General features: G+C 37.1%; 22 protein-coding genes and 2 tRNA genes. 13 read left to right on the top strand and 11 right to left on the bottom strand.

Going from position 1 to position 26,832, the window contains the following annotated elements; all coding sequences use genetic code 11:
* Together DB41_RS03750 and DB41_RS12215 are read left to right on the top strand one after the other, a co-directional pair.
* A partial coding sequence (locus tag DB41_RS03750; RefSeq protein ID WP_202965111.1) for a leucine-rich repeat domain-containing protein occupies positions 1 to 1,160 on the top strand: 1,160 nt, incomplete at its 5' end.
* 64 nt (positions 1,161 to 1,224) lie between these two features.
* Positions 1,225 to 1,887: a leucine-rich repeat domain-containing protein gene (locus DB41_RS12215; protein WP_155117571.1), complete on the top strand. Its 663-nt coding sequence runs from the start codon at positions 1,225 to 1,227 to the stop codon at positions 1,885 to 1,887.
* 649 nt (positions 1,888 to 2,536) lie between these two features.
* Here the strand turns inward: DB41_RS12215 and DB41_RS03760 are convergent.
* From DB41_RS03760 to DB41_RS03775, 4 genes are all read right to left on the bottom strand, one after another.
* Positions 2,537 to 3,031 carry a peptidylprolyl isomerase gene (locus DB41_RS03760; RefSeq protein WP_039384552.1) on the bottom strand — a complete coding sequence of 165 codons (495 nt, stop codon included), beginning with the start codon at positions 3,029 to 3,031 and terminating at the stop codon, positions 2,537 to 2,539.
* Between the two features lie 45 nt (positions 3,032 to 3,076).
* On the bottom strand, positions 3,077 to 4,495 hold the full coding sequence (locus tag DB41_RS03765; protein WP_039384498.1) for an ABC transporter ATP-binding protein: 1,419 nt from the start codon (positions 4,493 to 4,495) through the stop codon (positions 3,077 to 3,079).
* Positions 4,496 to 4,727: 232 nt separating this feature from the next.
* Positions 4,728 to 5,057, bottom strand: a complete 330-nt coding sequence (locus DB41_RS03770; RefSeq protein WP_039384500.1) for a TMEM14 family protein — start codon at positions 5,055 to 5,057, stop codon at positions 4,728 to 4,730.
* A 5-nt stretch (positions 5,058 to 5,062) separates the two neighbouring features.
* Positions 5,063 to 5,779, bottom strand: coding sequence for a dienelactone hydrolase family protein (locus DB41_RS03775; protein WP_039384503.1), 717 nt, complete (start codon positions 5,777 to 5,779; stop codon positions 5,063 to 5,065).
* Between the two features lie 516 nt (positions 5,780 to 6,295).
* Here DB41_RS03775 and DB41_RS03780 point away from each other — a divergent pair.
* From DB41_RS03780 to DB41_RS03800, 5 genes are all read left to right on the top strand, one after another.
* Positions 6,296 to 6,739 (top strand): hypothetical protein, encoded by a 444-nt coding sequence (locus DB41_RS03780; protein WP_039384505.1) that lies wholly within the window; start codon positions 6,296 to 6,298, stop codon positions 6,737 to 6,739.
* A gap of 362 nt (positions 6,740 to 7,101) precedes the next feature.
* Positions 7,102 to 9,330 (top strand): Tex family protein, encoded by a 2,229-nt coding sequence (locus DB41_RS03785; RefSeq protein WP_039384507.1) that lies wholly within the window; start codon positions 7,102 to 7,104, stop codon positions 9,328 to 9,330.
* Between the two features lie 489 nt (positions 9,331 to 9,819).
* Positions 9,820 to 11,085 (top strand): 3-deoxy-D-manno-octulosonic acid transferase, encoded by a 1,266-nt coding sequence (locus tag DB41_RS03790; protein WP_052243871.1) that lies wholly within the window; start codon positions 9,820 to 9,822, stop codon positions 11,083 to 11,085.
* Between the two features lie 99 nt (positions 11,086 to 11,184).
* Positions 11,185 to 11,257 (top strand) — tRNA-Met (locus tag DB41_RS03795).
* A gap of 6 nt (positions 11,258 to 11,263) precedes the next feature.
* Positions 11,264 to 11,336 (top strand) — tRNA-Met (locus tag DB41_RS03800).
* A 1,000-nt stretch (positions 11,337 to 12,336) separates the two neighbouring features.
* On the opposite strand, the gene tdh is transcribed toward DB41_RS03800, so the two are convergent.
* The 6 genes from tdh to DB41_RS03830 all read right to left on the bottom strand — a co-directional run bounded on the left by tdh (position 12,337) and on the right by DB41_RS03830 (position 18,014).
* Positions 12,337 to 13,371, bottom strand: a complete 1,035-nt coding sequence (gene tdh, locus DB41_RS03805; protein WP_039384512.1) for an L-threonine 3-dehydrogenase — start codon at positions 13,369 to 13,371, stop codon at positions 12,337 to 12,339.
* 37 nt (positions 13,372 to 13,408) lie between these two features.
* The gene (locus DB41_RS03810) at positions 13,409 to 14,596 is read right to left on the bottom strand and encodes a glycine C-acetyltransferase (RefSeq protein WP_039384514.1); all 1,188 of its coding nucleotides are present in this window, start codon (positions 14,594 to 14,596) and stop codon (positions 13,409 to 13,411) included.
* A gap of 204 nt (positions 14,597 to 14,800) precedes the next feature.
* A complete protein-coding gene (locus DB41_RS03815) occupies positions 14,801 to 15,340 on the bottom strand; it encodes a carboxymuconolactone decarboxylase family protein (RefSeq protein ID WP_039384516.1) in 540 nt (179 codons plus the stop codon).
* 203 nt (positions 15,341 to 15,543) lie between these two features.
* Positions 15,544 to 16,152, bottom strand: a complete 609-nt coding sequence (locus DB41_RS03820) for an HAD family phosphatase (RefSeq protein ID WP_039384518.1) — start codon at positions 16,150 to 16,152, stop codon at positions 15,544 to 15,546.
* The gene (mutM, locus tag DB41_RS03825; RefSeq protein WP_039384519.1) at positions 16,133 to 16,987 is read right to left on the bottom strand and encodes a DNA-formamidopyrimidine glycosylase; all 855 of its coding nucleotides are present in this window, start codon (positions 16,985 to 16,987) and stop codon (positions 16,133 to 16,135) included. Before mutM ends, DB41_RS03820 begins: the two co-directional genes overlap by 20 nt.
* A gap of 499 nt (positions 16,988 to 17,486) precedes the next feature.
* On the bottom strand, positions 17,487 to 18,014 hold the full coding sequence (locus tag DB41_RS03830; RefSeq protein ID WP_052243872.1) for an HdeD family acid-resistance protein: 528 nt from the start codon (positions 18,012 to 18,014) through the stop codon (positions 17,487 to 17,489).
* 94 nt (positions 18,015 to 18,108) lie between these two features.
* On the opposite strand from DB41_RS03830, the gene DB41_RS03835 reads away from it, so the two are divergent.
* From DB41_RS03835 to DB41_RS03850, 5 genes are all read left to right on the top strand, one after another.
* Positions 18,109 to 18,393 (top strand): DUF167 domain-containing protein, encoded by a 285-nt coding sequence (locus DB41_RS03835; protein WP_039384522.1) that lies wholly within the window; start codon positions 18,109 to 18,111, stop codon positions 18,391 to 18,393.
* Between the two features lie 886 nt (positions 18,394 to 19,279).
* The gene (locus DB41_RS03840; protein ID WP_238578419.1) at positions 19,280 to 20,521 is read left to right on the top strand and encodes a lipase maturation factor family protein; all 1,242 of its coding nucleotides are present in this window, start codon (positions 19,280 to 19,282) and stop codon (positions 20,519 to 20,521) included.
* A 16-nt stretch (positions 20,522 to 20,537) separates the two neighbouring features.
* Positions 20,538 to 20,714, top strand: coding sequence for a hypothetical protein (locus DB41_RS11610; protein ID WP_155117572.1), 177 nt, complete (start codon positions 20,538 to 20,540; stop codon positions 20,712 to 20,714).
* A 751-nt stretch (positions 20,715 to 21,465) separates the two neighbouring features.
* Positions 21,466 to 22,260 (top strand): S9 family peptidase, encoded by a 795-nt coding sequence (locus tag DB41_RS03845; protein WP_039384524.1) that lies wholly within the window; start codon positions 21,466 to 21,468, stop codon positions 22,258 to 22,260.
* Between the two features lie 35 nt (positions 22,261 to 22,295).
* Complete coding sequence (locus tag DB41_RS03850) at positions 22,296 to 23,942, top strand: diphosphate--fructose-6-phosphate 1-phosphotransferase (RefSeq protein WP_039384525.1); 1,647 nt, start codon at positions 22,296 to 22,298, stop codon at positions 23,940 to 23,942.
* Positions 23,943 to 24,275: 333 nt separating this feature from the next.
* On the opposite strand, the gene DB41_RS03855 is transcribed toward DB41_RS03850, so the two are convergent.
* Positions 24,276 to 25,871 carry a peptide ABC transporter substrate-binding protein gene (locus tag DB41_RS03855; RefSeq protein WP_039384527.1) on the bottom strand — a complete coding sequence of 532 codons (1,596 nt, stop codon included), beginning with the start codon at positions 25,869 to 25,871 and terminating at the stop codon, positions 24,276 to 24,278.
* Positions 25,872 to 26,186: 315 nt separating this feature from the next.
* Between DB41_RS03855 and DB41_RS03860 the strand changes: the two genes are divergently transcribed.
* Positions 26,187 to 26,831: a hypothetical protein gene (locus tag DB41_RS03860; protein ID WP_039384529.1), complete on the top strand. Its 645-nt coding sequence runs from the start codon at positions 26,187 to 26,189 to the stop codon at positions 26,829 to 26,831.
* Position 26,832: the final 1 nt, after the last annotated feature.

The following is a 26,832-nucleotide window of genomic DNA, read 5'->3' on the forward strand; positions in this document are numbered from 1 at the left end:
ATCTGCAAACGCTTAACTTAGAAAATAACCAACTTACTTCTCTTCCCCAAGAAATAGGACAGCTTTCTCAGCTGCAATACCTTTACTTAAACAATAACCAGCTCACCACTCTTTCTGCAGAGATAGGGCAGCTACCTCATCTGCAAACGCTTAACTTAGAAAATAACCAACTTACTTCTCTTCCCCTAGAAATAGGACAGCTTTTTCAGCTGCAATGGCTTGACTTAAACAATAACCAGCTCACCACTCTTCCTGCAGAGATAGGGCAGCTACCTCAGCTGCAAACGCTTAACTTAGAAAATAACCAACTTACTTCTCTTCCCCAAGAAATAGGACAGCTTTCTCAGCTGGAATACCTTCACTTATACAATAACCAACTTACTTCTCTTCCCCTAGAAATAGGACAGCTTTCTCAGCTGCAGGACCTTTACTTAAACAATAACCAGCTCACCACTCTTCCTGCAGAGATAGGGCAGCTACCTCAGCTGCAAACGCTTAACTTAGAAAATAACCAACTTACTTCTCTTCCCCTAGAAATAGGACAGCTTTCTCAGCTTCAAGAGCTTTACTTGCAGAACAATCAGCTTACTTTCATTCCTGCAGAGATAGGGCGGTTATCCCAGCTGCAAACGCTTGACTTAGAAAATAACCAACTTATTTCCCTTCCCGTAGGAATAGGGCAGCTACCTCAGCTGCAGGACCTTTTTTTAAACAATAACCAGCTCACCACTCTTCCTGCAGAGATAGGGCAGCTACCTCAGCTGCAAATGCTTAGCCTAGAAAATAACCAACTTATTTCCCTTCCCATAGGAATAGGACAGCTGTCTCAGCTGCAGGACCTTTTTTTAAACAATAACCAGCTCACCACTCTTCCTGCAGAGATAGGGCAGCTACCTCAGCTGCAAATGCTTAGCTTAGAAAATAACCAACTTACTTCTCTTCCCCTAGAAATAGGACAGCTTTCTCAGCTGCAATACCTTAACTTAAATTGCAACCAGCTCACCGTTCTTCCTGCAGAAATAGGACAGTTATCACAGCTGGAATACCTTCACTTATACAATAACCAACTTACCTCCCTTCCTGCAGAAATAAGGCAGCTGTCTCGGCTGAAGCAGCTTAACTTAACAGCAACCAGCTTACCTCCCTTCCTGCAGAGATAAGGCAGCTATCACAGCTACAAGGCTTGGGTTAAGCAACAAACAACTTATCTCCTTTCCCGCATGGATAAGGCAGCTATCGCAGCTGTATTACCTTCGCTTAAGCGGCAACAAGCTCACGTGCCTTCCAGCAGAGATAGGGCAGCTGTCTCGGCTTAGAAATCTTGGTTTAAGCAGAAACCAGCTTACCGCTCTCCCTGCAGAGATAGGGCAGTTATCGCACCTGCAAAGGCTTGAATTAAACAGCAACCAGCTCGCTATCCTTCCTGCAGGGATATGGCAGCTATCGCAGCTGGAAGTGCTTTACTTAAATGATAACCAGCTTACCACTCTTCCTGCCGAGATAGGGCAGTTATCGCAGCTGGGAACGCTTGGCTTAAGCAGGAACCAGCTCACCACTCTACCTGCAAAGATAGGGCAGTTATCACAGCTGGGATACCTTCACTTATACAATAATCAGCTTACCTCTCTTCCTGCAGAGATAGGTCAGCTATCTCAGCTGCAAATGCTTGACTTAAACAACAACCAGCTTGCCTGCCTTCCTGCAGAGGTAGGGCAGCTATCTGAGCTGCGAGACCTTGACTTAAGACACAACCAGCTCACCACTCTACCTACAGAGATAGGGCAGCTACCAAAATGGTTAAAGGTTTTTTTAAATGGAAACCGGCTGGAAAATATTTCAAATGAAATAAAACAGCATGTTCGCTTGTATCTAAAAAACACCCAATAGGTTAAAGAAATGAAAGGGTATGCTTTCAAAAAGTATTAAGGATATAGAGAACTTCCCGGCCTATCAAGAGACATTAACATCTAAAGTCTTATCTGCTAATAGAAAGGAGGGAAAATTTTTAACAGCTTTTATATTCATTTATTTTTAAATTTAAGCCCTAGAAATCTTCTTAAGATATTTTGTATTGTTTACGTTTTTTCCTTATTTTTTGCCTTAAAAAAACGGCTAAAAATATGCATAAAAATTTAAAAGAGCTCTACGGATGAATCCTAGTCTTTTTATCACCCTGCTAGCCTCTATTTTAAAGATTATGCTAGTCTTTCCTTGTTTATCGTTGTTGAGGATGGCGTTATCTGGTACACGCCTTGTTCCAGGTAGATATAGAGCAATACTCTAAAATAGAAGGTAAATATCATCAGGCAAGTGTTCGAGCGCGATAAAATAGCTAAGATTTATTCATATAAGTTTTTCAAGTCTTATGCATGCTTTTAGTTGCGGTTGCTGGAATCTATAAAAAGCAAAATAGACAAGCAAACCTTAAAGGCAGTATAAAGAGTAAGGGGAAAAGCATTAACGTTTTCCCCTTTCATGATCCTCTCAATAGAACGCTTAAATTTAGCTAAAGAGCTGCTGGTGAGCAACAATAATGTTAAATCTCTTGCGTAGCAGATAAGATTTCGACCGTTTCTAAAGGCACATCACGGTGAGGTCCTTTGGAGCCAGTTTTAACTTTACCTATCTTGTCAACCACTTCTAGCCCTTCTATGACTTGGCCAAACACACAATAACCATATTCATGAGCAGCTGGGCTCTTAAAATTGAGAAAGTCATTATCTACCAAATTAATAAAGAATTGAGATGAAGCACTATGAATCTCATTGGTCCTTGCCATAGCTATTGAGCCTCGAATATTTTTTAATCCATTGTGAGCTTCATTTTTAATCGCTGCGTTTGTAGGTTTTTGATCAAATGCTTGATTAAATCCGCCTCCTTGGATCATAAAACCGTCGATAACCCGGTGGAATATTGTCTGGCTAAAATGGCCGCTCTCTGCATAATCTAAAAAGTTTTTTACAGTAAGAGGGGCTTTTTCCGGATAAAGCTCCAGTTTTATATTTCCCATAGAGGTAGTAAGTAATACGATAGGATTTTTTTTTGCATTCATTATTAAGTCCTTATATTAGTTAGGTTAACGGTGTCGAACTTCGATCACGCACTTATTTTCTGCCAAAAGATCAATGAGTCCTGATAAAATTTCTTGATTTCCTTTATCCAAATTAGCATCCCATTCATCTAACAGTAAAACCTCTACATCAACTTTATCGGCAATTTCCTGAAGTCGCTTACGTAAAGATTCTCCCGTCGAGTGCTTATTAGTTTCAGAAGTAAAAGATAATTGATTGTGAGTGGGAAGAAGAAAGGCTTTGCTAGCCAATGCATCTTTTATGAGAATAAGTGCAGTTGATTTACCACAGCCATTTTCACCTCGCAAGGTTAGACGGCCTTTACGCTGGGTCAAACGTATAAGATTGCTATGCGATTCGATAGAAGGAGGAGAGGTGATCGACATAGGATTATGATCTGCTACTGTCGAATGGTGGTTAGCGCTAATTTTAGACCAATTAACTTTCTTTTCAAGAGATGAAGGGGAATCTTTAGATGCTTGTATAGATCGATAAATAGCTGTAAGCTTGCTGCGATGCATTCCCCATCGAAAAGCTAAAGACAAGGTTTGATAAGTGTAGGAAAGGATTTGGAAAAGAAGGGGAAGGATAACTACAAAGGCAGAAAGCTTAACAGGATCTTGTGCATGTTGAATAGCTGAGTAGATAACTACTCCTAGAGAAGGAATAGAAGTTATTAAAGCAACAAATATAGCTAAAACTTGATCAAATCTTTCAAGATCAATATTGCGTTGTAAACACCGCTTCAAACGTTGCGAAGTTTTTTCGTCCCAAAGCTTAAAATTGTAGCCATTGCCTAATAAAACGTTATCCCATGCTGCCAATAATTGTTGCGAAAGATCTACGCGAGCTGTTAAAGCTTTTCGAGTAAGTTGGCGTTGAGTGCGGCGTTGTCCTTTCATAATAGCAATGACACATAGTACAGAAATGCTATAAGCTAAAGCAAAAAGGGGCTCAACAACTATGGAAAGGGCTAAAATATTTAATATTACACTTAATACATAACCTGAGAGCTCCCAAACATAATCGATCAAATCTTGAAGGGCTAAAGGGCCCTCAGAAGTTAATATAGATAGCTTTTCTTCTTTAATGGCTTTATTGTTCCATTCTCCAATATTATTTCTGTTAGAGGTAACAAACGCGTGAATAAAATGACGCTGAGCTTCTTGTTTCCAATGGGTTTTGACTATCAGCGCAATGCAGCCAGGAATGTAGGGGAGTGCTAAAGAGGTTAAGTAAAGCAGCATGTAAGGTAAAAAATTTTGGTGGGAGGCAATAGTTTCTACCAATTTAACAAGCCAGAGGGTAGAAGAAGCTTCGAGAATTTGCTGAAAGGTTAAAATTCCCATGCAGGTTAATCCCCAGCGATTGAGCAGTAAACCCATGATTTGTTTACGGACTTTTAAAGAAGTGGGATCAAACATCTGTTTTTAACCTTTAAGGTCATATTAAAAGAGAGCAAATTATGCCTTATCTAGAATAAATAATTAAAGACTATATATACAATCTAGGAAATTTAAATGTTAGATATTGAGAGTCAAAGGCATAAGGTTGATTTAATAAGGGGACTCAATAAGATAATCTTATCTAATAAATAGCGTTTGGAACCGGCCGAACTAGAGGGTATAAATCCTTTCTAGCCTATAGCTCAAGACATTAAATTAATCTAGCTTTCTTTTTGCCTTTAGTAAGAATAAATATAAGAGAGCTGGCGCTCAGGATGATCATTAGGCCTGCCGGCATAAACTTGGTGGTAATGGCATAACGATAAGTAAAAAATAAAGTTAATAATAGGTGTATGAACACCACTAATGTATAAGCTAAAATACTTTTTCTAAACATTCCTATAGCACCTATAAATAATAAGGTGGCTGATAAAGTGGCTGCAATCAATGAAGGATAGCTATGGGCCTGTATAAATCCCACCATTCCTCCTGACATAACGATTAAAGCGTAAGTAAGGGTTATCCATGCAGACCATTTCATTTTTTCTATCTCCCTAATGTTTCGTGAAAAAAATTCTTCATCGCTAGCCAAGCTCTTGTGCTCGCTTTTTCATTATATATTAGACCTTTCTTTTTATCGTTGACAAGTGGGTTAGTAAAGGCATGGGATGTCATCCCATAAATATCCATTTGCCAATCCACACGAGCGTCATTGAGCTCTCTTTGAAGATATTGAATTTCTTTTGAAGGGCATAATGGATCTTCATAACCATGTAAAAGCAGAATAGAGCCTTTAATATTTTTAGCAATGGGAAAAGAATTAACACCTGAATAATTAATTACAGCATGAAAGCTTACTACGCTTTTTATCGGTGCTCCACTCCTCAGTAACTCGATGACTGCTAATCCACCAAAGCAAAACCCAATCGCGCCAACTCGTGTGCCATCCACTCCAGGCTGCTTAAGCAGAGTTTCAAATGCTGCGCTGATTCTAACTTGCAAAAGCTTACGATCCAGGTAAAGAGGTTTAATTAAGGAAGATGCTTCTTCATCACACGTGGCATTCTTTCGGTGGCCAAACATATCAATAGCCAAAGCAATATAACCAAGATCAGCTAGCTCATGTGCTTTTTTGCGCGCAAACTCATCCTGACCATACCAAGCATGGGCAATAAGGACCGCTGGTTGGGCATGCCGCATTTCTTTGGGATTGACTAGGTAGCCTTCGCAACAAAGGCCGTCAGCTTGATAGGAGACATTCATTTCTTTCCTAATGCTTTTTTTGATGTTTAAAATCTAAATTACTTGATTGTCTAATTTCTTAATATAAAAAACTGCTTTTTTTTAATATCTTTTTTTAGCTAAAAAAATTTTACGTTTAATATAGAACAGTAGCGATTAGCCTGCTTTGGAAGGCTTGCCAAGAAAGGCTTTTATCACTATTAATGTTTGCTCAAGAAACGGTAGAAAAGCTTATTTTTTGAGTAGTGCAATAAAGAAAAGTAAATCTTAAGCTAGGAATAATAAGCAAAAAGAGAGCGAAAAAGGAATATATTAGGGTTAATTATGCCATAACGTTTAACCCTCTTAAAGGGTACTTTAAAAATATAAATACATAAAAGCCTTTAAGGGAATTGGCAGAACATATTGGCCTTAAGAAAGAGAGTTTAAAAGATACTTATCCTAAAATTTTTTATAATTCTTGGCTTATTCAAATTGTTGCTCTGAGTAAGGCAAATATGCTATAAGTTCGAGGAATAAATAATTAAAGTGATTATTATGGAAGATAAGGGGAATAAATTAAGTGTATATGTCCCGCCAGGAGGCCCTCCCAGCGTTACACCTAGCCATGAGATCTATCATTTAATGGGAGAGCATAACATTTTCAAAATGTTGGAAGAATTTTACTTAGAGCTGGATAAAAGTCCTATTCGAAAGATGTTCCCCGCAGACATGAAAGAAGCTTCAAAAAAATCAGGAGCATTTTTTGTATTCCTTTGTGGGGGTCCGCCGTTGTATCAACAGCGCTTTGGTGCTCCTATGATGCGTAAAAGGCACCTAGCTTTTCCCATCGATGAAACAGCCCGCCAAGTATGGTTAAGTTGTTTTCATAAGATTTTGGAAAGCGCGGATAAAAAATTTAATTTTCCTATGCAACATATGGCAGGATTTTTGAATTTTTTGGATAAATTTTCAAGTTGGATGGTTAATGAAAAAACTTAAATATTTGCGCGGCTTAATATAAATTTTTTGTTTGTCCAACTTCCTTCATAAGAAGCAGTAGTTAGAATAGAAGAGCAAAATCCTCATTTTTCAAATGTTTGAATCTTAGATAGGCGCATAACTACCTAAATAGGTTTTTCTAGTCCTTTCTTCTTTATCCTTAGGATAGCAAATGACTTAAATATGTTAGAGGAAATCCAAGGGTTATTTGGCCCATTAAAATGAGCGATTTTCAATAAGAGCAAAGGGTGAAAGAAAATAGCTATAAATTCTTATGGATGAGAAAAAGTAAATGAATAAATCTCTGAAAAATATCACAACTTTGCGCCTTTCATAGAGGCATTAATACGGGTAAATTAAGTATGGCTATAGATCCTTTTAAATTTTTGGTAGAAGAACTCGAATTACCATTAGAAAGTATACAAGCGGTCATTAAGTTATTGACTGAAGGTAATACTATTCCTTTTATTTCTAGATATAGAAAAGAAGCCACGGGAAATTTAAATGAAGTGCAAATCCGAGCTATTCAAGAACGATATAATTACTTGCTCGAGCTTGAAGAGCGAAAAAAATCCATAATAGAATCTATAGAGCTACAAGGCAAGATGACAGATTCTTTAAAAATTCAGATTCAAAATTGCATCTCTAAAGCTATTTTGGAAGACCTTTATTTACCTTATAAGCTTAAAAAACGTACTAAAGCTGCCATAGCTAAAGAAAAAGGTTTAGAGCCTTTTGCTTTACGTATCATGGAGCAACCTATAGTAGGTCATCCATGTGAGGAGGCTGCAGTTTATATCAATGCTAAAATAGGGGTAAGTAGTATTGAAGAGGTTTTAGCAGGCGCTTTAGATATTGTGGCCGATAGTATAGCAACAACCCCTGAAGTAAGAGCTTATGTACGCGAGTGTTTTGAAAACGACGGTGTTGTGGTGTCTAAAGTGGTGGAAGGTAAAGAAAGCGTAGCCAGCAAGTATGAAGCTTATTATTTTTTTCAAGAAAAAGTCTCTAAAATTCCTTCTCATCGCTATTTAGCCATTCGCCGCGGAGAAAAAGAAGAAATATTAAATTTTCATATAGAAGTGCCTGAAGAAAATATACGAAATTCAATCAAATCTATCATAAAATATAATCCTTGTTCACCTTTTGCTGAATTCTTAGAGAAAGGCGTGGCACAAGCTTTTAAACGCTATCTTTATCCTAGTGTGGAGACAGAAATTAGAGTACAGCTTAAAATGCAATCAGATCGTGCCGCCATAGAGGTTTTTGCCGAAAATTTGCGCCATCGATTATTAGATGCTCCCTTAGGTTCTAAGGTCGTGATTGGAATTGATCCAGGCTTTCGCACGGGGTGTAAATGCGTAGTGATTGATGAGACGGGCAAATTTATCGATTATAAAACTATTTATCCCTTTCAATCGAATACAGCTAAGGAACAAGCACAAAAAATTTTATGGCAAATGATTAGTACTTATCCACCCTATGCTATTGGTGTGGGTAATGGTACGGCAGGCCGAGAAACAGAAGCTTTTGTACAAGAGGTATTTACCAAAAACAATTTATCGAAAATTATCTTGCTTGCCGTGAACGAGGCAGGGGCCAGTGTTTACAGCGCTTCTGATATTGCGCGGGAGGAATTTCCTGAGCTTGATGTAACTATACGAGGAGCTATTTCTATAGCCAGAAGACTCCAAGATCCTCTTGCTGAGCTAGTTAAAGTCGATCCTCAAGCTATCGGCGTGGGGCAGTATCAACACGATGTGCATCAACCTTTGCTCAAAGATAAACTGCACGAAGTTGTTGAAAGTTGTGTAAATCATGTAGGAGTAGAGCTAAATACCGCCAGTGCAGCTTTATTAAGCTATGTGGCCGGCATTGGACCTCAGATGGCTTTAAAAATTGTTAAACATCGTGAAGCACAAGGGCCCTTTAAAGGGCGTAAAGACCTTAAAAATGTTCCTGGGTTCGGAGCTCGTACTTTTGAGCAGTCTGCCGGCTTTTTGCGTGTCAGAGCAGGAGAGCATCCTTTAGATGGGTCAGCTGTACACCCTGAACGATATGAAGTAGTAGAGCATATTGCCAAGGATATGGGTGTACCCTTAAATGCTTTGATAGGAAATGAAAACTACATTCATAAAATTGAAATCAAACGTTATATTTCAGGGTCTCTGGGGGAGCCTACTCTTAAAGATATCATAGCTGAATTACAAAAGCCGGGGCGTGATCCACGGCAGAGCTTTGAAAAATTGCAGTTTCGGCATGACGTTAATGCTATCCAAGATCTTAAAGAGGGCATGATTTTAGAAGGGATTGTTACTAATGTAGCTGCTTTTGGTGTATTTATAGACATTGGCGTTCATCAGGATGGCTTTATACATATATCAGAGCTAGCCGATCGATATGTTAAAGATCCTTCAGAAGTAGTGCATGTTGGCAAGCGACTTAAAGTTCGAGTCTTAGCAGTTGAAGTGGACCGAAAACGTATTTCTTTAACGGCTCGTACCGTAGAAGCTAATAAAGCTAAAAAAGAAAAAGGCCCAGTGAAGAAGGAAAAAAAAGGTTTTAGTGCCAGTCCTTTCGCTAATCTATAAATTTAAGCTTTTGAAGTTTGGGGATAAAGAAATTAAAAAGGCTTTATTGTTTGTCTTAAGGCGCATCTTGGCTTTAGAATGCCTCGCTTGTTAGTGTGTGCCCCGTTTGCTATAATGTGTAAAACCTCATTTTTAAGTGTTAAACCAAAACTTAAGCTCGTAGCGTAATAAAGGTGTTTCTCTCTTAAAAAGAATGGGTTTAATTTTTTTTAACCTTCTTCCTTCCCGCTTATAGGCTTAATTACGGCATAAAATTTCTTTGATTAGCTATAGCAAACCTATAGAGCATTTGTGTAACCAAGATAGGGGCTAAATTAAAAGATAGTTTTTTTTATTCATTTGGTAAGAGCTTCTTGTGCATTTTGCTTTGAATCTAGCTTATACCCATCTTCTTGCGATTTTCTCCTTCATCCTTTAATCCTAATAGATTAAGATACATTTAAAATTTATAATTAGGATATTATGATTCTATCTTTCTTATATGACTCCATGTTGTGCCTCTTAGCCCTACTTTCTCTACCTAAAGTGTCCTATGACTATTTCATCAAAAAAAAATATCAGCAAAGCCTAGCAAGAAGGTTAGGATTTAATTTTCCCTTAATTACAAAAGGGGAGCGTAGGTTGGTATGGATCCATGCTGTCTCAGTAGGTGAAGCTAAGGCAGCTACTTCACTGGTTAAAACCCTAAGAACTCAGCTTCATGATCCTGTAATTGTTATCTCAAGCGTCACTGAGGCAGGACATGCTGAAGCCAAGCGGAGTATTCCCCAAGCCGATTATCATATCTATTTGCCTGTCGATCTTGCTTTTATTATTCGTCCTATTATGAAACGAGCAGCTCCTGATTTGGTTATCCTGGTTGAAACAGATTTCTGGTATAATTTCCTTAAAGCTGCTAAAGACTTAGGGTCTTTAATTGTAGTAGTCAATGGTAAAATATCCGAACGTTCTTTCCAGCGATTTTTAAAAATTCCTTATTTCACTCATAAGCTTTTCTCCTTTATTGACCTGTTTTGCTTGCAAAGCAAGCATTACTATGAACGTTTTAAAGCTCTTGGCGTAGACCCGCATAAAATGCAGATTACGGGTAATTTAAAATTTGATGATGAGTATCCTCGTTTCACGGCTGAGCAACATGCCGCTTGGAAAAAACGATTTCAAATTGAGGAAATAAATCAAATCGTTGTGTTGGGTTCCTCTCATGATCCCGAAGAAAAAATGATACTGGAACAAATGAAAATTGTTTGGGAAGAACTACCTCATGTAAAGTTGATTATTGTACCGAGGCATCCAGAGCGATTTAATGAGGTGGCTAGGCTTTTGGAAAAAGAATTTATTTCCTACGTGCGTTTTAGCCAAATCGATCAGCCTGTTAATAATGCTAAAGTCATCTTAATTGATGCTATGGGGTTATTACGCAAATGCTATCAACTTGCTGATTTAGCGATTGTGGCAGGAAGCTATACCGCAAGGGTAGGTGGGCATAATATCTTAGAACCTTCTTGGTATGGCGTTCCAGTACTCTATGGGCCTTATATGCATTCTCAACCCGAGTTGGTAGAATTAATGGAGGATTATAAAGCGGGCCGTCAAGTAGATATTAATCATCTCAGCCACGAAATGATAGTACTACTAAAAGATTCTCAATTGCGGCAATCTATAGGAGCCAATGGTGTGCGCATGTTTAAAGATATTAAAGGAGCCACCCAAAAAACTTGGAATTTTATTGAACCCCTTATCAAAAAAAATGCCTGATGAGAGCTTAGGAAAGGCTTTTTCATTATTTGTGCAATTTATTTAATAAAGCCTTGCTTTAAAATAACGATTTTGTTAACTTATCTACTTATTCAGTGACGCGGGGTGGAGCAGGGGTTAGCTCGTTGGGCTCATAACCCAAAGGTCGGAGGTTCGAATCCTTCCCCCGCTATTTTATGGCGGTATAGCTCAGTCGGTAGAGCAACGGAATCATAATCCGTGTGTCGTCGGTTCAAATCCGGCTGCCGCTACATCATTTACTTCTATCCATCAGACTTTCCCGATTATATTATTCTTATTTAATTATACTGGCCTGCAGCTCTAAGATAAGGTGTGGCTTATTTCCTCTATAAACCTCTCTTTTTCAAATTCTCTGGCTTTCATGGAACGTATGAAAGCAGATCAAGCTATCATCCTGTCTATAAGCAATCTTGGGTAGCTAAGATACCCTATATAGATCGTTGTAGAAATATTTATGGAATAACTATAAAGGTTTATGAAAAATAATAAAGATTTTATCTAGCATGGAAACTGTTATATACTTTTAAACATGCTTTTGAAAAGAAATTTAAAAATAATTAGGGATACATCTTACCAACCCTCATTCTTTGAAACGAAGGAAACACTTCTAAAGCTGTCATTAAAGCTTTTTCAATTAAAAATATCTGAGTAATCAAATTTAACAGGATTCTTAAGCTAGATGTTAAGCTGGTTATAAAAATCTATGGATATGCATTTAAAGCTTCACAAGCTGTAGAAAAAAATAATAACGTTTTAGCTTTGTTGGAGCAACTGAATTAGACTATATGCAGGTTGTTGGTAAGGAAAAGCTTGTATGTTATTCCATAAGGCAAATATTCTTTTTGCTAAATTTCCTGAGAATTCAGCGAACCTTATTGATACGATTAAGAAGCTATGAAATAAAATTTTATGTTTTAACTAGAATGAGGGGAGGCAAAAGGTAAGGGCTTACATACCCTCACCTTTTTCTTCAATTAATCCTAAAAAAAGCTTTCTATCCAAGCCTTTTAAAAGAGCTAACGCCATACATTTAGAGGCCTTGTTGAAAGATCCCTGGAACGGTCCTTAGAGAATCCTGGTCACTTATAAAGCTATCGTATTTTATCCAGGAGCTTTTAAAATTATTGTTGAAAATTTTCACAGCTTTAAAAAGGGTTGCTCTAAATTGCTATTATTAAGCTATATCTAGCTGAACCCTTTTTTGCCTAAATGTTATGGGAGCTTATTTTTTCAGGTGCCCTCTAGCCAGTCTAAAATAACTTTTCCAGATTGACCTGACATCATCACTTCAAACCCAGTTTCAAATTTGTCAATAGGATAGTGGTGGGTAATTAACGGCTCTATTTCAAGGCCACTTTCCAATAAATTAACCATTTTAAACCAGCTAGAAAAAATTTCTCTTCCGTAAATGCCTTTGATGGTCAGCATCTTAAAGATAACAAGGTCCCAATCAATTAAGCATTCGGCAGGTAAAATACCCAGCAAAGCAATTTTCCCACCATGATGAGCATTTTCTAAAAGCGTTCTTAAACCATCCGGGTGTCCGGACATTTCCATGCCCACAGTAAAGCCATTCTGAATATCGAGAGCTTTCATAACCTCTTTTAAAGAAGTATTAGCTACATTGACTATTGTTTGCGCACCTAGCTTTTTAGCTAGCTGTAACCGGTATTCATTCACATCGGTAATGACTACTTGATGAGCTCCAGCTTTAGCAGCTATGGCGGCTGCCATGATGCCTATAGGCCCCGCACCGGTAATAAGAACATCTTCTCCTGTAAGATCAAAGGTAAGAGCAGTATGTACAGCATTTCCATAAGGATCAAAGATGGATGCGACATTATCTTTAATGGAAGGAGGAAGGGGAAAGACGTTTTCGGCGGGGATATTAAAGTATTCAGCAAAACAGCCATGCCGATGAACGCCTACACCTAAAGTGTTTATACATAGATGCTTTTGGCCTTTAAGGCAGGAAATGCAGCTGCCACAGGTAATGTGCCCCTCGCCGCTCACGCGATCACCTACTTTAAGGCCTTTAACATTTTTACCTATCTCAGCGATTTCTCCCATATATTCATGCCCCACTACCATAGGTACAGGAATCGTCTTTTGTGCCCAGGCATCCCACTTATAAATATGAATATCTGTGCCACAGATAGAAGTTTTATGTGTTTTAATTAAAACCTCATCTTCTTTAATGGAAGGGATGGGAACATCTTCCATCCATAGGCCTTCTTTGCGGTAACTCTTAACTAAAGCTTTCATGATGACCTTACATATATGAATTTAAAAGACAAAGATGTTAGATGATTTTAAATTCTTTGCCAACATTTTCAAATGCTTGTATGGCCATATCTAATTCTTCTTTATGGTGGGCTGCTGACATTTGCGTACGTATACGTGCTTGTCCTTGAGGAACGACAGGATAGCAAAACCCTATCACATAGACTCCATGCTCTAACATACGAGCAGCCATTTGCTGAGCTAAGACTGCGTCGCCTATCATGACAGGAATAATAGGATGTTCACCAGGTAGGAGCTTAAAACCTAATTGGGTCATTTTTTCACGGAAATAAAGACTATTATCTTTTAATTTCTTTCTCAGATTCTGGCCATTTTCTACTATTTCTAAACATTTTATGGAAGCATACGCGATAGCAGGTGCTAGGGTATTAGAAAAAAGATAAGGCCTTGAACGCTGTCTTAACCATTCTACAATTTCTTTACGTCCTGAAGTGTAACCTCCCGAGGCACCACCTAACGCTTTTCCCAAAGTACCGGTAATAATATCTACCCGTCCGATAACCTCGCAATGTTCTGGTGTGCCGCCTCCTTTTTCCCCTAAAAAGCCTACAGCATGCGAATCATCTACCATAACAATCGCCTCATATTTGTCTGCTAGATCACAGATGGCTTTTAAGTTAGCAATGCTGCCATCCATAGAAAATACACCATCGGTAGCAATCATTTTAAATCGACACTCTTTAGCCTCTATTAATTGTCTTTCTAGATCTTCTATATCATTGTTCTGATAGCGCAAACGCTTGGCTTTACAAAGCCTTATTCCATCGATAATGCTAGCATGATTTAAAGCATCACTAATAACAGCATCTTCACTACCTAAAAGAGTTTCAAAAAGGCCTCCATTGGCATCGAAGCATGAAGAATAAAGAATGGTGTCCTCTGTTTTCAAAAAATGAGAAATTTTATTTTCCAGCGCATGATGTACGCTTTGCGTGCCACAGATAAAACGTACCGAAGACAATCCATATCCATACTTATCATAACTTTCTTGAGCAGCCTTAATGATTTGTTGATTATTAGCTAGGCCAAGGTAGTTATTGGCACAAAGATTTAGCACCTTATTCCCATTAGCTAGGGTAATGGTAGCTTGCTGAGGAGAAATAATTTCAGATTCTTTTTTGTATAGACCCGTGTTTTTAAGTTGTTCAATTTGCTGTTTGAGATTTTTTAGAAAAGATTGATCCATAAAGTACTCCGTTTTTAACAGAGTAACATTTCTATGTATCTACTGACAAGTAGATCGTAGGAGTAGAAATATAAGAAGGGTTTGGGGAGTAAAAAGAGGTTAGGATTTAAGATACTTATGCTTTAAAGCCTCAAGAGTTTTAGGTAGATATAAATAGTCTTTCTAATGCATAGAAATTATTTTCATTAGAAAGACCTTTAATATTTAGGTTAGAGGAGGAGCTTCTGGGAAATCTACTTGAGTGCCGATAATGTTATTAAAGTAATTGGTAAACATGTTAACAGCAATATTAAGTACAATTTCTATAAGTTCTTGATCAGAAACACCTTCATTCTTTAACGCGACGACATCTTCTTCAGAAACCTTACCTCGTTTCTCTACTACTATTTTAACAAATTTAAGAATGGCTTTTGTTTTAGGTTCTTGAGCCTCTCCCTTGCGCGCTAGTAATATTTCTTGCTCAGGAATACCGTGCGCCTTAGCAGAAAGAGTATGCGCAGATACGCAATACTCGCATTGATTAGCTTGGCCAATAGTTAAAGCAATCTCCTCTCTAACTTTTGCAGATAAATGAGTATGAGCAGCAGCTTCGCTTAAAGCTAGAAAAGCTTTCAAGGTTAAAGGGGAGTTGCCCATATTCTGGAAAATATTAATAACTCTACCCATCTTTTTCTCTAGGGCCTCATATAACGGTTTAAGCTCAGGTCCAGCTTTTTCAGGAAGAACGGGGGTGACGCGTAACATAGCTTTTACTCCTAGGTGACTGTTAAAATAGAGAATTAACGAAACTCAAGGTTTAATACAAGTTTTTTTTTACTGCTTCTAATGTTAATGAGACCTTAGCAGCTAGACGCTAGAAACTTTTGTCAATCTTAGTTAGTAAAATGGTTGTTAAAAGTTTGCTCTTAACAAAATGTTGATAAACAATCAAGCGGTAGAGTTTTTATTTAAATAATTTTTAACCTCAGGAGCTCGTCGTGTACATGCTGGTGCTCTTGGCAGACAATTGCATCAATATCCATCTTCTGGGCAGTTGTTACATTTGCTAAAGAATCATCAATAAATAGACATTCCTCTGGCTTTAAAAAGTATTTGTTTAAGAGAAATTGATAAATTTTTTTGTGTGGTTTAACGGTATGAATTTCGTAGGAGAAGAAGGCGCCATCAAAGCTATCTAAAAGGCCGTTATATATAGATATCTTCTTAAAAAACTCTCCCGAAATGTTAGATAGAATGAAAGTTTGCTTTCCTTGTGCTTGAACTTGTTTTAAAAGGCTAATTCCTTTTTCTAGAGGCACTAGCTTTTCTAAAGAAAGGCTAACAAAACGTTCAATATATTGACGGGGGTAACAGGTGCTAAGCTGCTGCATAGCTTCCTCTAAAGAAATGATTCCTGCGTCTAAATCAGTCCACGTTTGTGTGTAAATAATTTTCTCGATATGAAGAGGGAAATCAGGATCTTTTTCTTTAAGAAGGCGTGAAACTTCTTTAGGATTCCAATAAAAAAGCACTCCTCCTAAATCAAAAATAACTTGTTTATAAAGGCTTGATTTCATTAAAGATCACACTCTTTTGGCAAGTGGGGCAAAGATGGGTCCCTCGCTGGGCTACCACAATTTTAATAATAAGTGTGCTACATCTTGAGCAGGCTAATCCTTGCTGACGAAAAACTTTTAAATGATGCTGATGACCCCCTCTTCTTCCGCTAACACTATAGTAGTTACTTGCTCCTACACCTAAACTTGTTCCTTTGTTTTCAATCCCTTTGTTTAGCACATTTTGAATGGCTTGGTGTAATGCTTTTATCTCTTTTTTAGTCAGAGAATTAGTTAATTGTTGGGGATTTATTTTAGCTTCCCATAATGCTTCGTCAACATATATATTTCCTAGCCCTACAATATGCTTTTGATTAAGAAGAAAGGGTTTAATTTGAGAAGCATACCTTTGCAGCATAGAAGTTAATGCTGAGCAGGTAAAGTTAGAAGAGAGGGGTTCTAAACCAAGCCTGCTTAATTTCTCTAGGGGGTCACTATATAAAGACCAGCGTCCAAATTTTCTGGGATCTTCATAACGTAGGATTGTTCCATCTGTAAAAACTAGGCGTACATGTTCATGCTTTTTAATAGGCAACGGGTTGGCGAGCCATTCAAATTTACCGCTCATACGCAGGTGTACGAACAAAGTACTTTGCGACAAAGTAAATACCAAATACTTTCCACGCCTTGCTAAGTTATTAATAGACTGACCTTGGATTTGATGTATAAATACTTGATCATCCGAGGTATCAATTATTTTAGGCCACTGTACATAGGCGGTTGCAATTTGTTTACCGACTAAGCCAGTCGCGATAAGTTCCCGTACGATAGTTTCTACTTCTGGAAGCTCAGGCATATTTAAGCTATAAGCTAAATTGATGTGGATAAAAATGAGTATATTAGATGGTTAAATAGTCTGGCAAACCTTTTTTATTGCGAGGGAGTATTTGCAGGCAAGTAAGCTAAATGGTAAGCGAGGGCTTAAGATTTTTTAAAAGCTCTAGAAGAGGAAAGAAACTTTTAGCATTCATGAAGGAAGGATAAATATAAAATCAAATTTTGAATAGTTGCCTAGTCATCAATATTCTTACTAGTTTGCCAGGTAAACAAACTAAAGGATAAAGAACAAATGCATTTTACTTAAAAATTTTTTAAGCCGGAGGAAAGTTAAATTGTTTTTTTTAAGGATAGGTTAATGAAAGGGCGTGAAGTCCTTTTTATCATATTTACCACTATAAGCTGGCCCAGCACACTTGGCTAGCATGAGGGCAAAATTCTTTTAATTCCTTTATTATCCCCCCTTTATTAATTTTTATGGCTTTGATGCGTCTTAATATAGAAGCAGAGCGGCTTTATCACTTAGTGGTAGGAATGTGGATAGCAAGCGCTAAGAGTGAAAACCCGAACCAAGCCATATTAATTCCTACCAATGGGCCAATTATCCATCGAGAAGTTTCGGGCCAACCTGAGAGAATAATACCTGACATCAAAAGGGCAATAATTCCGCTAGAAAGTAGCCACCCCCAATTGGGTGTACCTTTTATTTCAAGACTAATGCTTATTTTAATGATGCCTTCAACCAAAAAAAAGAGGGCAGTTAATAGAGTAAGAGTTTGCATACCTGCCATAGGATAGATAAGCATGCAAGCCCCTACTAACATAGAGATAAGTGCACAAGCCAACGATAAGGCTCCTCCGGGTTCATGCATCGCTTTAAAAGATTTATAAAGTTGAGCGCCCCCTCCTAGAAGAATAATACTCCCTATCATTAATTCAATACTTAAGGTCGCTATGAAAGGGGCAGTAATAGCTATCCCTCCTAAAATAATTAACAAAATGCTTTCCACAATAAAAGCTATGCGATACTTTTGTAAAATATTCATAGGAAAAAACCTCCTTATTCATCAACTTCATTGATATTTTATGGTTATCCTTAAGCTTAATTTATAAACGCATAATCTGTAAAATATATTCAATATGTCTAAAAGCAATTTAGCTCCCATCTATCTGCCTATTAAAGTTGTTTTGAAAGCCAAAAAAAGTGAAATAACAGGCTGGGAAAATGATCGCCTCAGAATACGTCTTTCCGCTATTCCTGAAAAAGGGCTAGCGAACGATGAGCTGCTTAGGCTTCTTTCCATTACTTTAGGTATCCCTAAAACTTCTCTGCAGATTGTGCAAGGAAAAACTGCGCGCCTAAAAATCGTTCGTATTGAAAGGCTTTCCTCTCAAACGCTTCATCCTATTTTATTATCTAAATAATGTTTTGCTCTGAGAAGATTTGAATATATTTGGGAATTTTCCGCCCTTTTTCCTTATTATCACTTAGGCTACTTTTATATAAAATTTTGTAGAGATGGAGAAATATTTTTGAATATTAAGATTAGCTAATATTTTTTGTTTTAGCTCAGCTTCCTTCTGGCAAGGCTTAAAAGCCGTTTATTAGTAATATTATGCTTATGATAAAGCACTTAAGATATTATTCATTTTCTTTATACCAAAATTTGACAAAGAATAAAGAAAAATTATACTCAATCAATTAAGCAATATAGTGTATAGAAAACTAAATATGTGGAGCTTTGCTTGATTACAGAATTTTTCTTAAGTCAGTACGGATAAGGAAGTATGCTTATATCATTGCAAATGAATTAAAAGGTGATAAGTGCGGGCTCAAAGGGGGAGAGTAATACTTATATAACCCAGCAGGCTATTATCAATTTTTAGCAGGAAACTGAAATGTTTGCCCTCTATATTTTATATGGATGATGGTCCTAACTAGGGAAGGAAAAGTTAAAATTATTATCCCTTTAATAGGTGGTAGCAGGGCCATAGCCTGCAAAAAAAATAAAATTTTAAAGAGATGAAATAATATAAAAAAGACTCAATAAAGAATTTACTTATTTATTTGAGTAGATTATTTAGGCAATTTGCTAATAAATAATTATCAATTAACACATTAAGCTGGTATATGCAAAATTTTATAGAGTCAAATGCTACATTTATAGCAGGGCAGTGGGCATTTATCAAATTGTTAGGTTTATGTTACCTCCTTGCTTTCTGGTCCTTATTTATTCAAGTAAAAGGTTTATATGGGTCTAAAGGCATCCTTCCTATGAAGGAGATTTTTAGCGGCATGCGAAGGAGCAAAATGTATAAGCATTATTTAAAAACACCTTCTATATTTTGGATAAGTACGAGTGACAGGATGCTAAAGGGGGTAGCCTTAGTAGGAATAATAGGGGCAAGCCTAGTGCTTTGTGGGTTTGCTGTTAGCTGGATGCTCTTTATTCTTTGTTTATTATATTTATCTTATGTTTCTCCTTCTCTTTATTTTTTGTCTTTTCAATGGGATGTTTTATTGATAGAAGTAGGGTTTGCCGGTTTCCTTTTATCTTTACAATCGCCTCCTTTACCTATTGCTGTATTTTTATTGTGGGTTATTCTTTTTCGTTTAATGTTTTCTTCAGGGATAGTGAAATTTCTATTAGGGAGCCAGGAATGGAGGAATCTATCTGCCATGCAATATCATTATGAAACGCAGCCGCTTCCTAATAAAATAGCTTATTTCTTTCATCATCAACCCAAATGGTTATCTCAACTATCCACGCTTGCTGTCTTCTTTTTTGAAATTATTTTACCTTTCTTTATTTTTACTAATCCAGACTTCAGAGTTTATACCTTTCTTATCCTTGTATTGTTCCAATCGATCCTAATCTTAACAGGTAATTTTACTTTTTTTAATGGGCTTACTATTGCGCTTAGTTTTATGCTTTTGGAAGATAATTATTTGCCCTGGCTGCAACCCTATCTCCCGCTTCCTAATTCTCCAAGAGAACTATTTACTTCTCTTTGGGTCTCTATCTCAGCCATATCTTTGATCGTGCTAAATTTTTTCCAACTTGTCCAGCTTTTTCGCTCTTTACCTTCGGTAGAGCGGGTTTTTGCTATAATAAGTCCGTTTTATCTTGTCAATAAATATGGCCTGTTTTCATGTATGGTTACTCGGCGTTATGAAATTGAAGTGCAAGGAAGTGAGGATGGTAGGACATGGAAAATATATGAATTTAAATGGAAGCCTGGGAATCTTAAAATTTCTCCTCGCCAGGCAGCGCCTTATCAGCCGCGATTAGACTGGCAGCTTTGGTTTGCTGCCCTTGGAGAAGTTAAACACAATCCCTGGTTTACACGTTTTATCTATCGATTAATGGAAAACTCGCCAGAAGTTGTAAAATTGATGAAAAATAATCCTTTTCCTGATAAGCCTCCTACATATATGCGGGCTAATCTTTATGAATACCATTTTACAACACCTCAAGAGAAAAAAGAGTCAGGCAATTGGTGGAAGCGTAAGTATGTAGGCATTTATATGCCTCCTGTGAGTAAGAGTTAAAATATAGGAAGGCTGTGTGGAATATACAAAGGAAAATAGCATAGGTAGCGCCAACAAAAGAACTTTTAGCCATGATACAAGCGTAAAAAACAGATTGGATAGGCTATCTAATGTGGAAAAAATTTATGCTGTTGAAAAAGAATTGTTTGATCGGCTTTTAAATGCCTCTTCTACTACTCATAAAATCCTTTGAATCTTTAAGAAAGAAGATTAGGCTTACCAAGCCATGCTGGATATTGATCAGGTCGTAAAAAGTATTAATAACGCTAACGGTCTTTCAAAGGATATACTTGACGGGTCCTTTAGACAGAGATTCACTAAATCGATTAATTAATAAATACTGCACCATTTTTTCAAGGTGGCCAAGAAATAGTGTTTTTCTGATATCTATAGATGAGTGCGCTCAATTGACAGTAAAAATAATAAAGCAACTCCTATTTCTACCTCGCTAGATTTAAAGCCACATTTGTAATTAAAATGAAGAAGTTTAGTCCCCATAAAATGTTTTTTAATGTTTATTTATAGAGCTTCTAGCTCGCTGGTTTCATTCGCTAAAGATAATAATTGCATCTTTTTGTTGACAGCAGGGTCTATAGAGGTAATATATAAAACATTTGGAGACAATTTAATTGCAAAAGTGAAGAAAAAAGAAAAAAACTAACGATTGAAGCGTGCAATTAAATGTAAATCAGATTGCTTAAGAAGAAGAAAGAAGCTTTGCCTCTAAAGCATATTTCTCTTTTATTGCACTTGTACGCATTAAGGGCAATATATTAGGGGCCTTGCTAAATAATAACCAGGCAGGCCATGCATCTGCATTCTCCCGTCTATTTTGTTAGGGAATTATTAGATGAGCTATGTGCTGTAATTAGTTAATTGAAGTATAAGCCTTAGCTCTCAGAGGCTTAGCTTTTAACATGCTTGAGTGTAAAGGAAAGATTTCAATGGAAAGAGTAGAGGAGAAAGAAGCTATCGTTCTTGAAGTAGAAGGATACAAGCTCTTTGGTGTTTTACATCTTCCTTTAAAGGGAGAAAAAGTTCCTGGTATTTTAATGTGTCATGGCTTAGCAGGGAATAAGATAGGCCGTTTTCGCACTGCTGTCACTTTAGCTAAAGAATTAGCAAAGAGGGGCATAGCATCCCTTCGTATAGACTTTCGAGGTTGTGGCGATAGCGATGGAGATTTTTGCGAAGCAAGTGTGAAAGGATTGTTAAAAGATGCCGGCGCCAGCTTAAACTATTTGCAAAAGCATGCCCGTATTGATCCTTATCGTCTAGGTGTTTTGGGCCGCTCTTTCGGTGCGGCAATAGCTCTTATGGCAGCGCACTCGCATAAGAACATTAAAAGCCTTGCTTTATGGGCTCCTCTATACAACACAGAACAGTGGCAAGAGGCCTGGCGCATTTTCCATGACGTTCATACACCTGCAAAGGTACGCGAACAATTGCTAAGCATTGAGGGACAACAAGGTAGCCCTATATTTTTTGAGGAGTTCTTCAATGTTGATCTAGCACCTACTTTAGAAGCCTTAGCCGATGTGCCTTTGTTGCATATCCATGGGCTAAAAGATAGCGTGGTTAAAGTAGATCATGCAAACCTATATGAAAATAAACGCTCAACTGCGCGAGCAACCTCTAAATTTATAAAAATACCAAAAGGGGACCATCATTTTACCCATAAAAATGATCAAGAGTTAGTTATTGCTGAAACAGTCAATTGGTTTAAAGCCACATTGTGAAGAAATAAATAGTAATTTATAGAGCAGGAGCTTTTATGCCTAGCACCTTACAGAAAATCCGCATGGAATATCAACCTTTGTTACCGCCTTTATTAAATGACATCCATTCACTTGCTCTTATTCCTACCGGCAATTTAGTGGTGAAAGATTCTGCCTTAGCACATCTCTTTCCCCATACTTATCAGCGACCTCACTTAAAAGTCGCAAAGAGCCAAATTCAAGAACAATTTCCTATGCGTATAGGCTTTGTGTTTTCTGGAGGTCAAGCAGCCGGAGGACACAATATTGCTTCTGGGTTGTTTGATTCTTTAAAAAAATTGCATGTTGATAGCCAGCTCTTTGGATTTTTAGGAGGACCCGATGGTATCGTTAAAAATAAATATATAGAAATTAATGCGGAAGTTTTAGCTTCTTATCGAAATCAAGGGGGCTTTAATTTAATTGGAGCAGGTCGGACAAAGATAGAAACTTCCCAGCAGTTTTTAGCAGCTGCTCAAACTGTAAAAGATTTAAAGCTCGATGGTTTGGTTATTGTGGGTGGGGATGACTCTAATACAAATGCCGCTTTGCTTGCAGAGTATTTTTTAAGCCAGGGAATGGCTACTAAAGTAATTGGTGTACCCAAGACAATTGATGGGGATTTAAAAAATGAATTTATTGAACTTTCTTTTGGGTTTGATTCGGCCACAAAAACATATTCTGAATTTGTAGGAAATATTCTTGTCGATGCTTTATCGGCAGAAAAATATACATTTTTTATTAAGCTTATGGGGCGAACAGCTTCTCACATTGTGCTAGAAGTGGCTCTGAACACCCACCCCAATTTGGCTCTTATTGGAGAAGAAGTTGAAGCGCAAGGATGGACTCTTCAAGATATTACCCATATAATAGCGGACTTAATAATTGAACGTGCTAAAAGTGGCAAAAACTATGGCGCCATATTGATCCCTGAAGGGCTTATTGAATTTATTCCAGAATACAAAATCCTAATCAAAGAATTGAATACCCTCTTAAGCACAAAGCCAATATATGCTGAAAAAATTGAATCTTTAATACCTAACCAAGAAAAAATTAATTATATTAAAGCTTTTCTTTCTTTAAAAGCTCAGCAAAGCTTACAAACTTTACCCGAAGATATTCAAATGCAGTTATTGCTGGATCGTGACCCTCATGGCAATGTACAAGTAGCTAAAATTGATACCGAGCGTCTTCTTATTGAAACTGTTCGTCAAGAGTTAACAAAACGATTAGCTCAAAATTCTTCCGTGGTAAAATTTAATCCTCAGCCTCTATTTTGCGGTTATGAAGGTCGCGCTTGCTTACCTTCCAATTTCGATAGCCAATACTGTTATACCTTAGGTCATCTAGCTACATTATTGATTCAGGCGGGAGCAACTGGTTATATGGCATGCATACAAAAATTGAATGAGCCTATAGAAAATTGGGAACTTTGTGGTGTGCCTCTTGTTTCTATGATTCATTTAGAAGAACGTCATGGAAAAACTAAGCCGGTGATTAAAAAAGCATTAGTCGAATTAACAAGTCCTATCTTTAATTATTTTAAGCAAGAAAGTGTCAAATGGCGCTTAAATGATGATTATATCAATCCTGGCCCTATGCAATTTTTTGGCCCTGAGGAAATCACCCATAGCAAGCCTTTTACTCTCATGAACAAAAAATAGCAGATAGGCAAGCTTTAACGCTTATGAGAAGATTTTTATAAAGATATTCTAAATTAGGCAAGGAGGGGGGAGGCAATAGGCCGTAATAGCAGAAAAAAGTGATAAACATATTTTAATTGAAGTAAAGGAAAAGCTTTTTGAGGACATAAAGGAGATCTCTAAATAAAAAGATAAAATTTAGAGAACCTCGTCCAATGTTTTTAAACAGCCGCTTAGATAGTTATCTTGAAGCAACTCCTTTAAATGGAGGGGGAGTAGGTTGAAAAGCCTTTTCCTTTTGATCAGGACTGCCTTCTTAGGCTTATTGCTAAAGTTAATAATAGGCTTAAAAGATTAAGGAGGACCCTCATTTATATCTTTTAAAAAGGCATATTTAATGTCTAAAATCCCTATGTCTGATAGTCCTATACCTCCTAAATTTTCGCTTTCTGCATAAGGGAAAGAACCAAAAAGCAAAGGAGCAATAGGCAGGGAGTCCATAAGAAGTTTTTCAGCATTTTCTAAATATTTTCTACGTGTATCGCTATCTTTTTCCAAGTAAGAAGAAGCTAATAAATCAAGATATTTTGCGTTTTCGTTCTGGCTAAGGGTGAGATCGTAAATTTTATAATTAAAGTTTTCTAAAAAACCTAGAGGATCACTAAATCTTGTACCCCATGAATTCAACGTAATTTGGTAATCTCCTTTTTCAATAGATTGGGCGAAAACTTCAGGTTCTTGCTTTTGTAGCTGAATGGTAAAGCCAAATGCATGATTCCACTGCTGCTGCACAGCTTGAGCAATTGTTCCTTGCATGTCTGTATTAGCATAAGTTAAGGTAAGCTGAGGGAGAGAATCTTTATCCATTTCCATTTCTTGTAAAGCCTCTTGAAATAATTGCCAAGCTGCTGGAAGATCATTGTCTTGAGAGTAGTTTATAGCTTCCCAATCTGCTAGGGGTGGAATTATCCCTGTTGCAGGCAAGTTAGTTCCTTGGGTAGCCAGCTCAGCAATAACTTTTCTATTTAGGGCCATGTTAAAAGCTTTACGTATTTTGACATTGCTCAGGAAGTTAGTTTTGGTATTGAAGTGTAGTCCATGCATAATTGCTGCAGGCTTAAGCTTTAATAGCTCTTGGTGTTTTAAGGTCGGCACAGTCTGTAAGGGTAAATGGCTTAAAGGGGAGCCCACATAATCCACCTTTCCTCTTTCAAACATTTTGTAAGCTTTGTTTCCATCCATTGCCGACAAGACAACAGCGTCGATAGCAACCACTTTTGCATCCCAATAACTGGAATTTTTAACAAGAACAATTTTTTCTGAAGGTTTCCATTCTCTAACTTTAAAGGGACCATTAGTGACTAAGGGACAATTTTCCTTTTTCTGTACGAATCCTAGAGAAGGATGAACGGGAAAATACAGAGGGGTGGTTACTGCCTTTAAAAAATAAGGAGTAGGATTTTCCAGCTGGATCATTAGATGCTTAGAATCTAACGCTTTAATGCCTACCGCTTCTGCAGAGCCACTTCCTTCTTTAAATGCCTTGGCACCTTTAATTATATAGAGTAGATCAAGATTTTTGCTTGGAAAAGAAGGGAGTAAAACACTCATCCATGATTGTTCGAAATCTTTTGCTGTTAAAGGAGTGCCATCACTCCATTTTGTATCCTTGAGGACAAAAGTATATGTTTTTAAATCAGCAGATACTTCTACAGATAGGGCTACTGCTGGGATAACGTTGCCTTGATGATCTATCTTCATCAAACCCTCATAGAGCATATGCAAAAGATTTTTAGTAATTAAATTAGCTGGATAGCGTGGGTCCATGCTAGAGGGAGACTCCTCACAAGCCAACCTAAGTATAGCTTCTTGTTTTTTAGGCACTTTTTCATTTTGGCAAGCTGAAAGCAAAAATATAATGAGTGCGAGTAAAGAAAAATTTTCTTTCATATCTATTCTCCTCCTCCTCTTGCAAAACCAGACGGTGTGTAAGGTCTATTAATCAAATACAAGCCAAGCAGCTATTCTTTCCAGCAAGCTTAAAATTAAAGATAAAAGCCTTGTTTTTCAATTAATTAATTTATTTAAATCTATCTATTTATCACTCAAAGCAAATGAATTATTTTTAAAGACGTAAAGTAAATTTAGCTAGCATTTTCTGCTGATAAAAATAGCAAAAATTTTTCTTTTCTTATTTTTGTTGTAGCATTATGAGGGATCCGTTATAAAAAAATTTAATCATACAACAAGTGGATGGGATGGTCTATGTTCAAAAGTTTTCTAGTGGGTAGTATTATTGTAAGTTTAATTGGAGCTTTTACTTTGTATGGATACGGAAAAAATATTGTAGACGACATGTTTTTGGCTTCAAAGAATTCCTATAAAGAAAATAGCAGCGTTTCTGAGCCTGTCCTTGAAGGGTGGATAGATTATATACCAGCTTCCAAAAGCTTTACTTCAAAATTTCCTGCTATACCCCAGCACGCTACCGATCGGGCCTTAGATAGTAAAACTAAAGAATCTAAGCAATATGAGATGTATGTCTCAGAAAATAATGATCATGTCTTTATGATTAGTGTAATATCCTTTTTAGACGTTAACAAAATACGAGATAGTGAAAAGGCTTTAAAAAATATTGTCGATGATATGGTGGTATCAAACCCAGGAAACAGATTAGAAAAGTTTCAGCAAGGAAGCCTAGAGGATATTAAAAATGTAGAATTTTTAATTACTAATGAGTCTTATACTATTAAAGGACGTGCCTTTTTAGCTAAAAACAAACTCTATGTTTTATCCGTATTGTCTAAATCGGCAGCTGATCCTAGCTTAGAATTCGAATACTTCTTTAAATCCTTTAAAATAAATAAGGATAGCTCTCCTAGTCTTTTGTCTTTTTCTACGAAAAACTAAT

It is taken from the genome of Neochlamydia sp. TUME1, from assembly GCF_000813645.1.
Taxonomy (GTDB): domain Bacteria; phylum Chlamydiota; class Chlamydiia; order Chlamydiales; family Parachlamydiaceae; genus Neochlamydia.

Excerpts from the sequence above, each read along its gene's own strand:
- DB41_RS03765 (WP_039384498.1), bottom strand. The coding sequence starts at position 4,495 with ATGTTTGATCCCACTTCTTTAAAAGTCCGTAAACAAATCATGGGTTTA.
- DB41_RS03770 (WP_039384500.1), bottom strand. The coding sequence starts at position 5,057 with ATGAAATGGTCTGCATGGATAACCCTTACTTACGCTTTAATCGTTATG.
- DB41_RS03775 (WP_039384503.1), bottom strand. The coding sequence starts at position 5,779 with ATGAATGTCTCCTATCAAGCTGACGGCCTTTGTTGCGAAGGCTACCTA.
- DB41_RS03780 (WP_039384505.1), top strand. The coding sequence starts at position 6,296 with ATGGAAGATAAGGGGAATAAATTAAGTGTATATGTCCCGCCAGGAGGC.
- DB41_RS03785 (WP_039384507.1), top strand. The coding sequence starts at position 7,102 with ATGGCTATAGATCCTTTTAAATTTTTGGTAGAAGAACTCGAATTACCA.
- DB41_RS03790 (WP_052243871.1), top strand. The coding sequence starts at position 9,820 with ATGTTGTGCCTCTTAGCCCTACTTTCTCTACCTAAAGTGTCCTATGAC.
- tdh (WP_039384512.1), bottom strand. The coding sequence starts at position 13,371 with ATGAAAGCTTTAGTTAAGAGTTACCGCAAAGAAGGCCTATGGATGGAA.
- DB41_RS03810 (WP_039384514.1), bottom strand. The coding sequence starts at position 14,596 with ATGGATCAATCTTTTCTAAAAAATCTCAAACAGCAAATTGAACAACTT.
- DB41_RS03815 (WP_039384516.1), bottom strand. The coding sequence starts at position 15,340 with ATGTTACGCGTCACCCCCGTTCTTCCTGAAAAAGCTGGACCTGAGCTT.
- DB41_RS03820 (WP_039384518.1), bottom strand. The coding sequence starts at position 16,152 with ATGAAATCAAGCCTTTATAAACAAGTTATTTTTGATTTAGGAGGAGTG.
- mutM (WP_039384519.1), bottom strand. The coding sequence starts at position 16,987 with ATGCCTGAGCTTCCAGAAGTAGAAACTATCGTACGGGAACTTATCGCG.
- DB41_RS03830 (WP_052243872.1), bottom strand. The coding sequence starts at position 18,014 with ATGAATATTTTACAAAAGTATCGCATAGCTTTTATTGTGGAAAGCATT.
- DB41_RS03835 (WP_039384522.1), top strand. The coding sequence starts at position 18,109 with ATGTCTAAAAGCAATTTAGCTCCCATCTATCTGCCTATTAAAGTTGTT.
- DB41_RS03840 (WP_238578419.1), top strand. The coding sequence starts at position 19,280 with ATGTATAAGCATTATTTAAAAACACCTTCTATATTTTGGATAAGTACG.
- DB41_RS03845 (WP_039384524.1), top strand. The coding sequence starts at position 21,466 with ATGGAAAGAGTAGAGGAGAAAGAAGCTATCGTTCTTGAAGTAGAAGGA.
- DB41_RS03850 (WP_039384525.1), top strand. The coding sequence starts at position 22,296 with ATGCCTAGCACCTTACAGAAAATCCGCATGGAATATCAACCTTTGTTA.
- DB41_RS03855 (WP_039384527.1), bottom strand. The coding sequence starts at position 25,871 with ATGAAAGAAAATTTTTCTTTACTCGCACTCATTATATTTTTGCTTTCA.
- DB41_RS03860 (WP_039384529.1), top strand. The coding sequence starts at position 26,187 with ATGTTCAAAAGTTTTCTAGTGGGTAGTATTATTGTAAGTTTAATTGGA.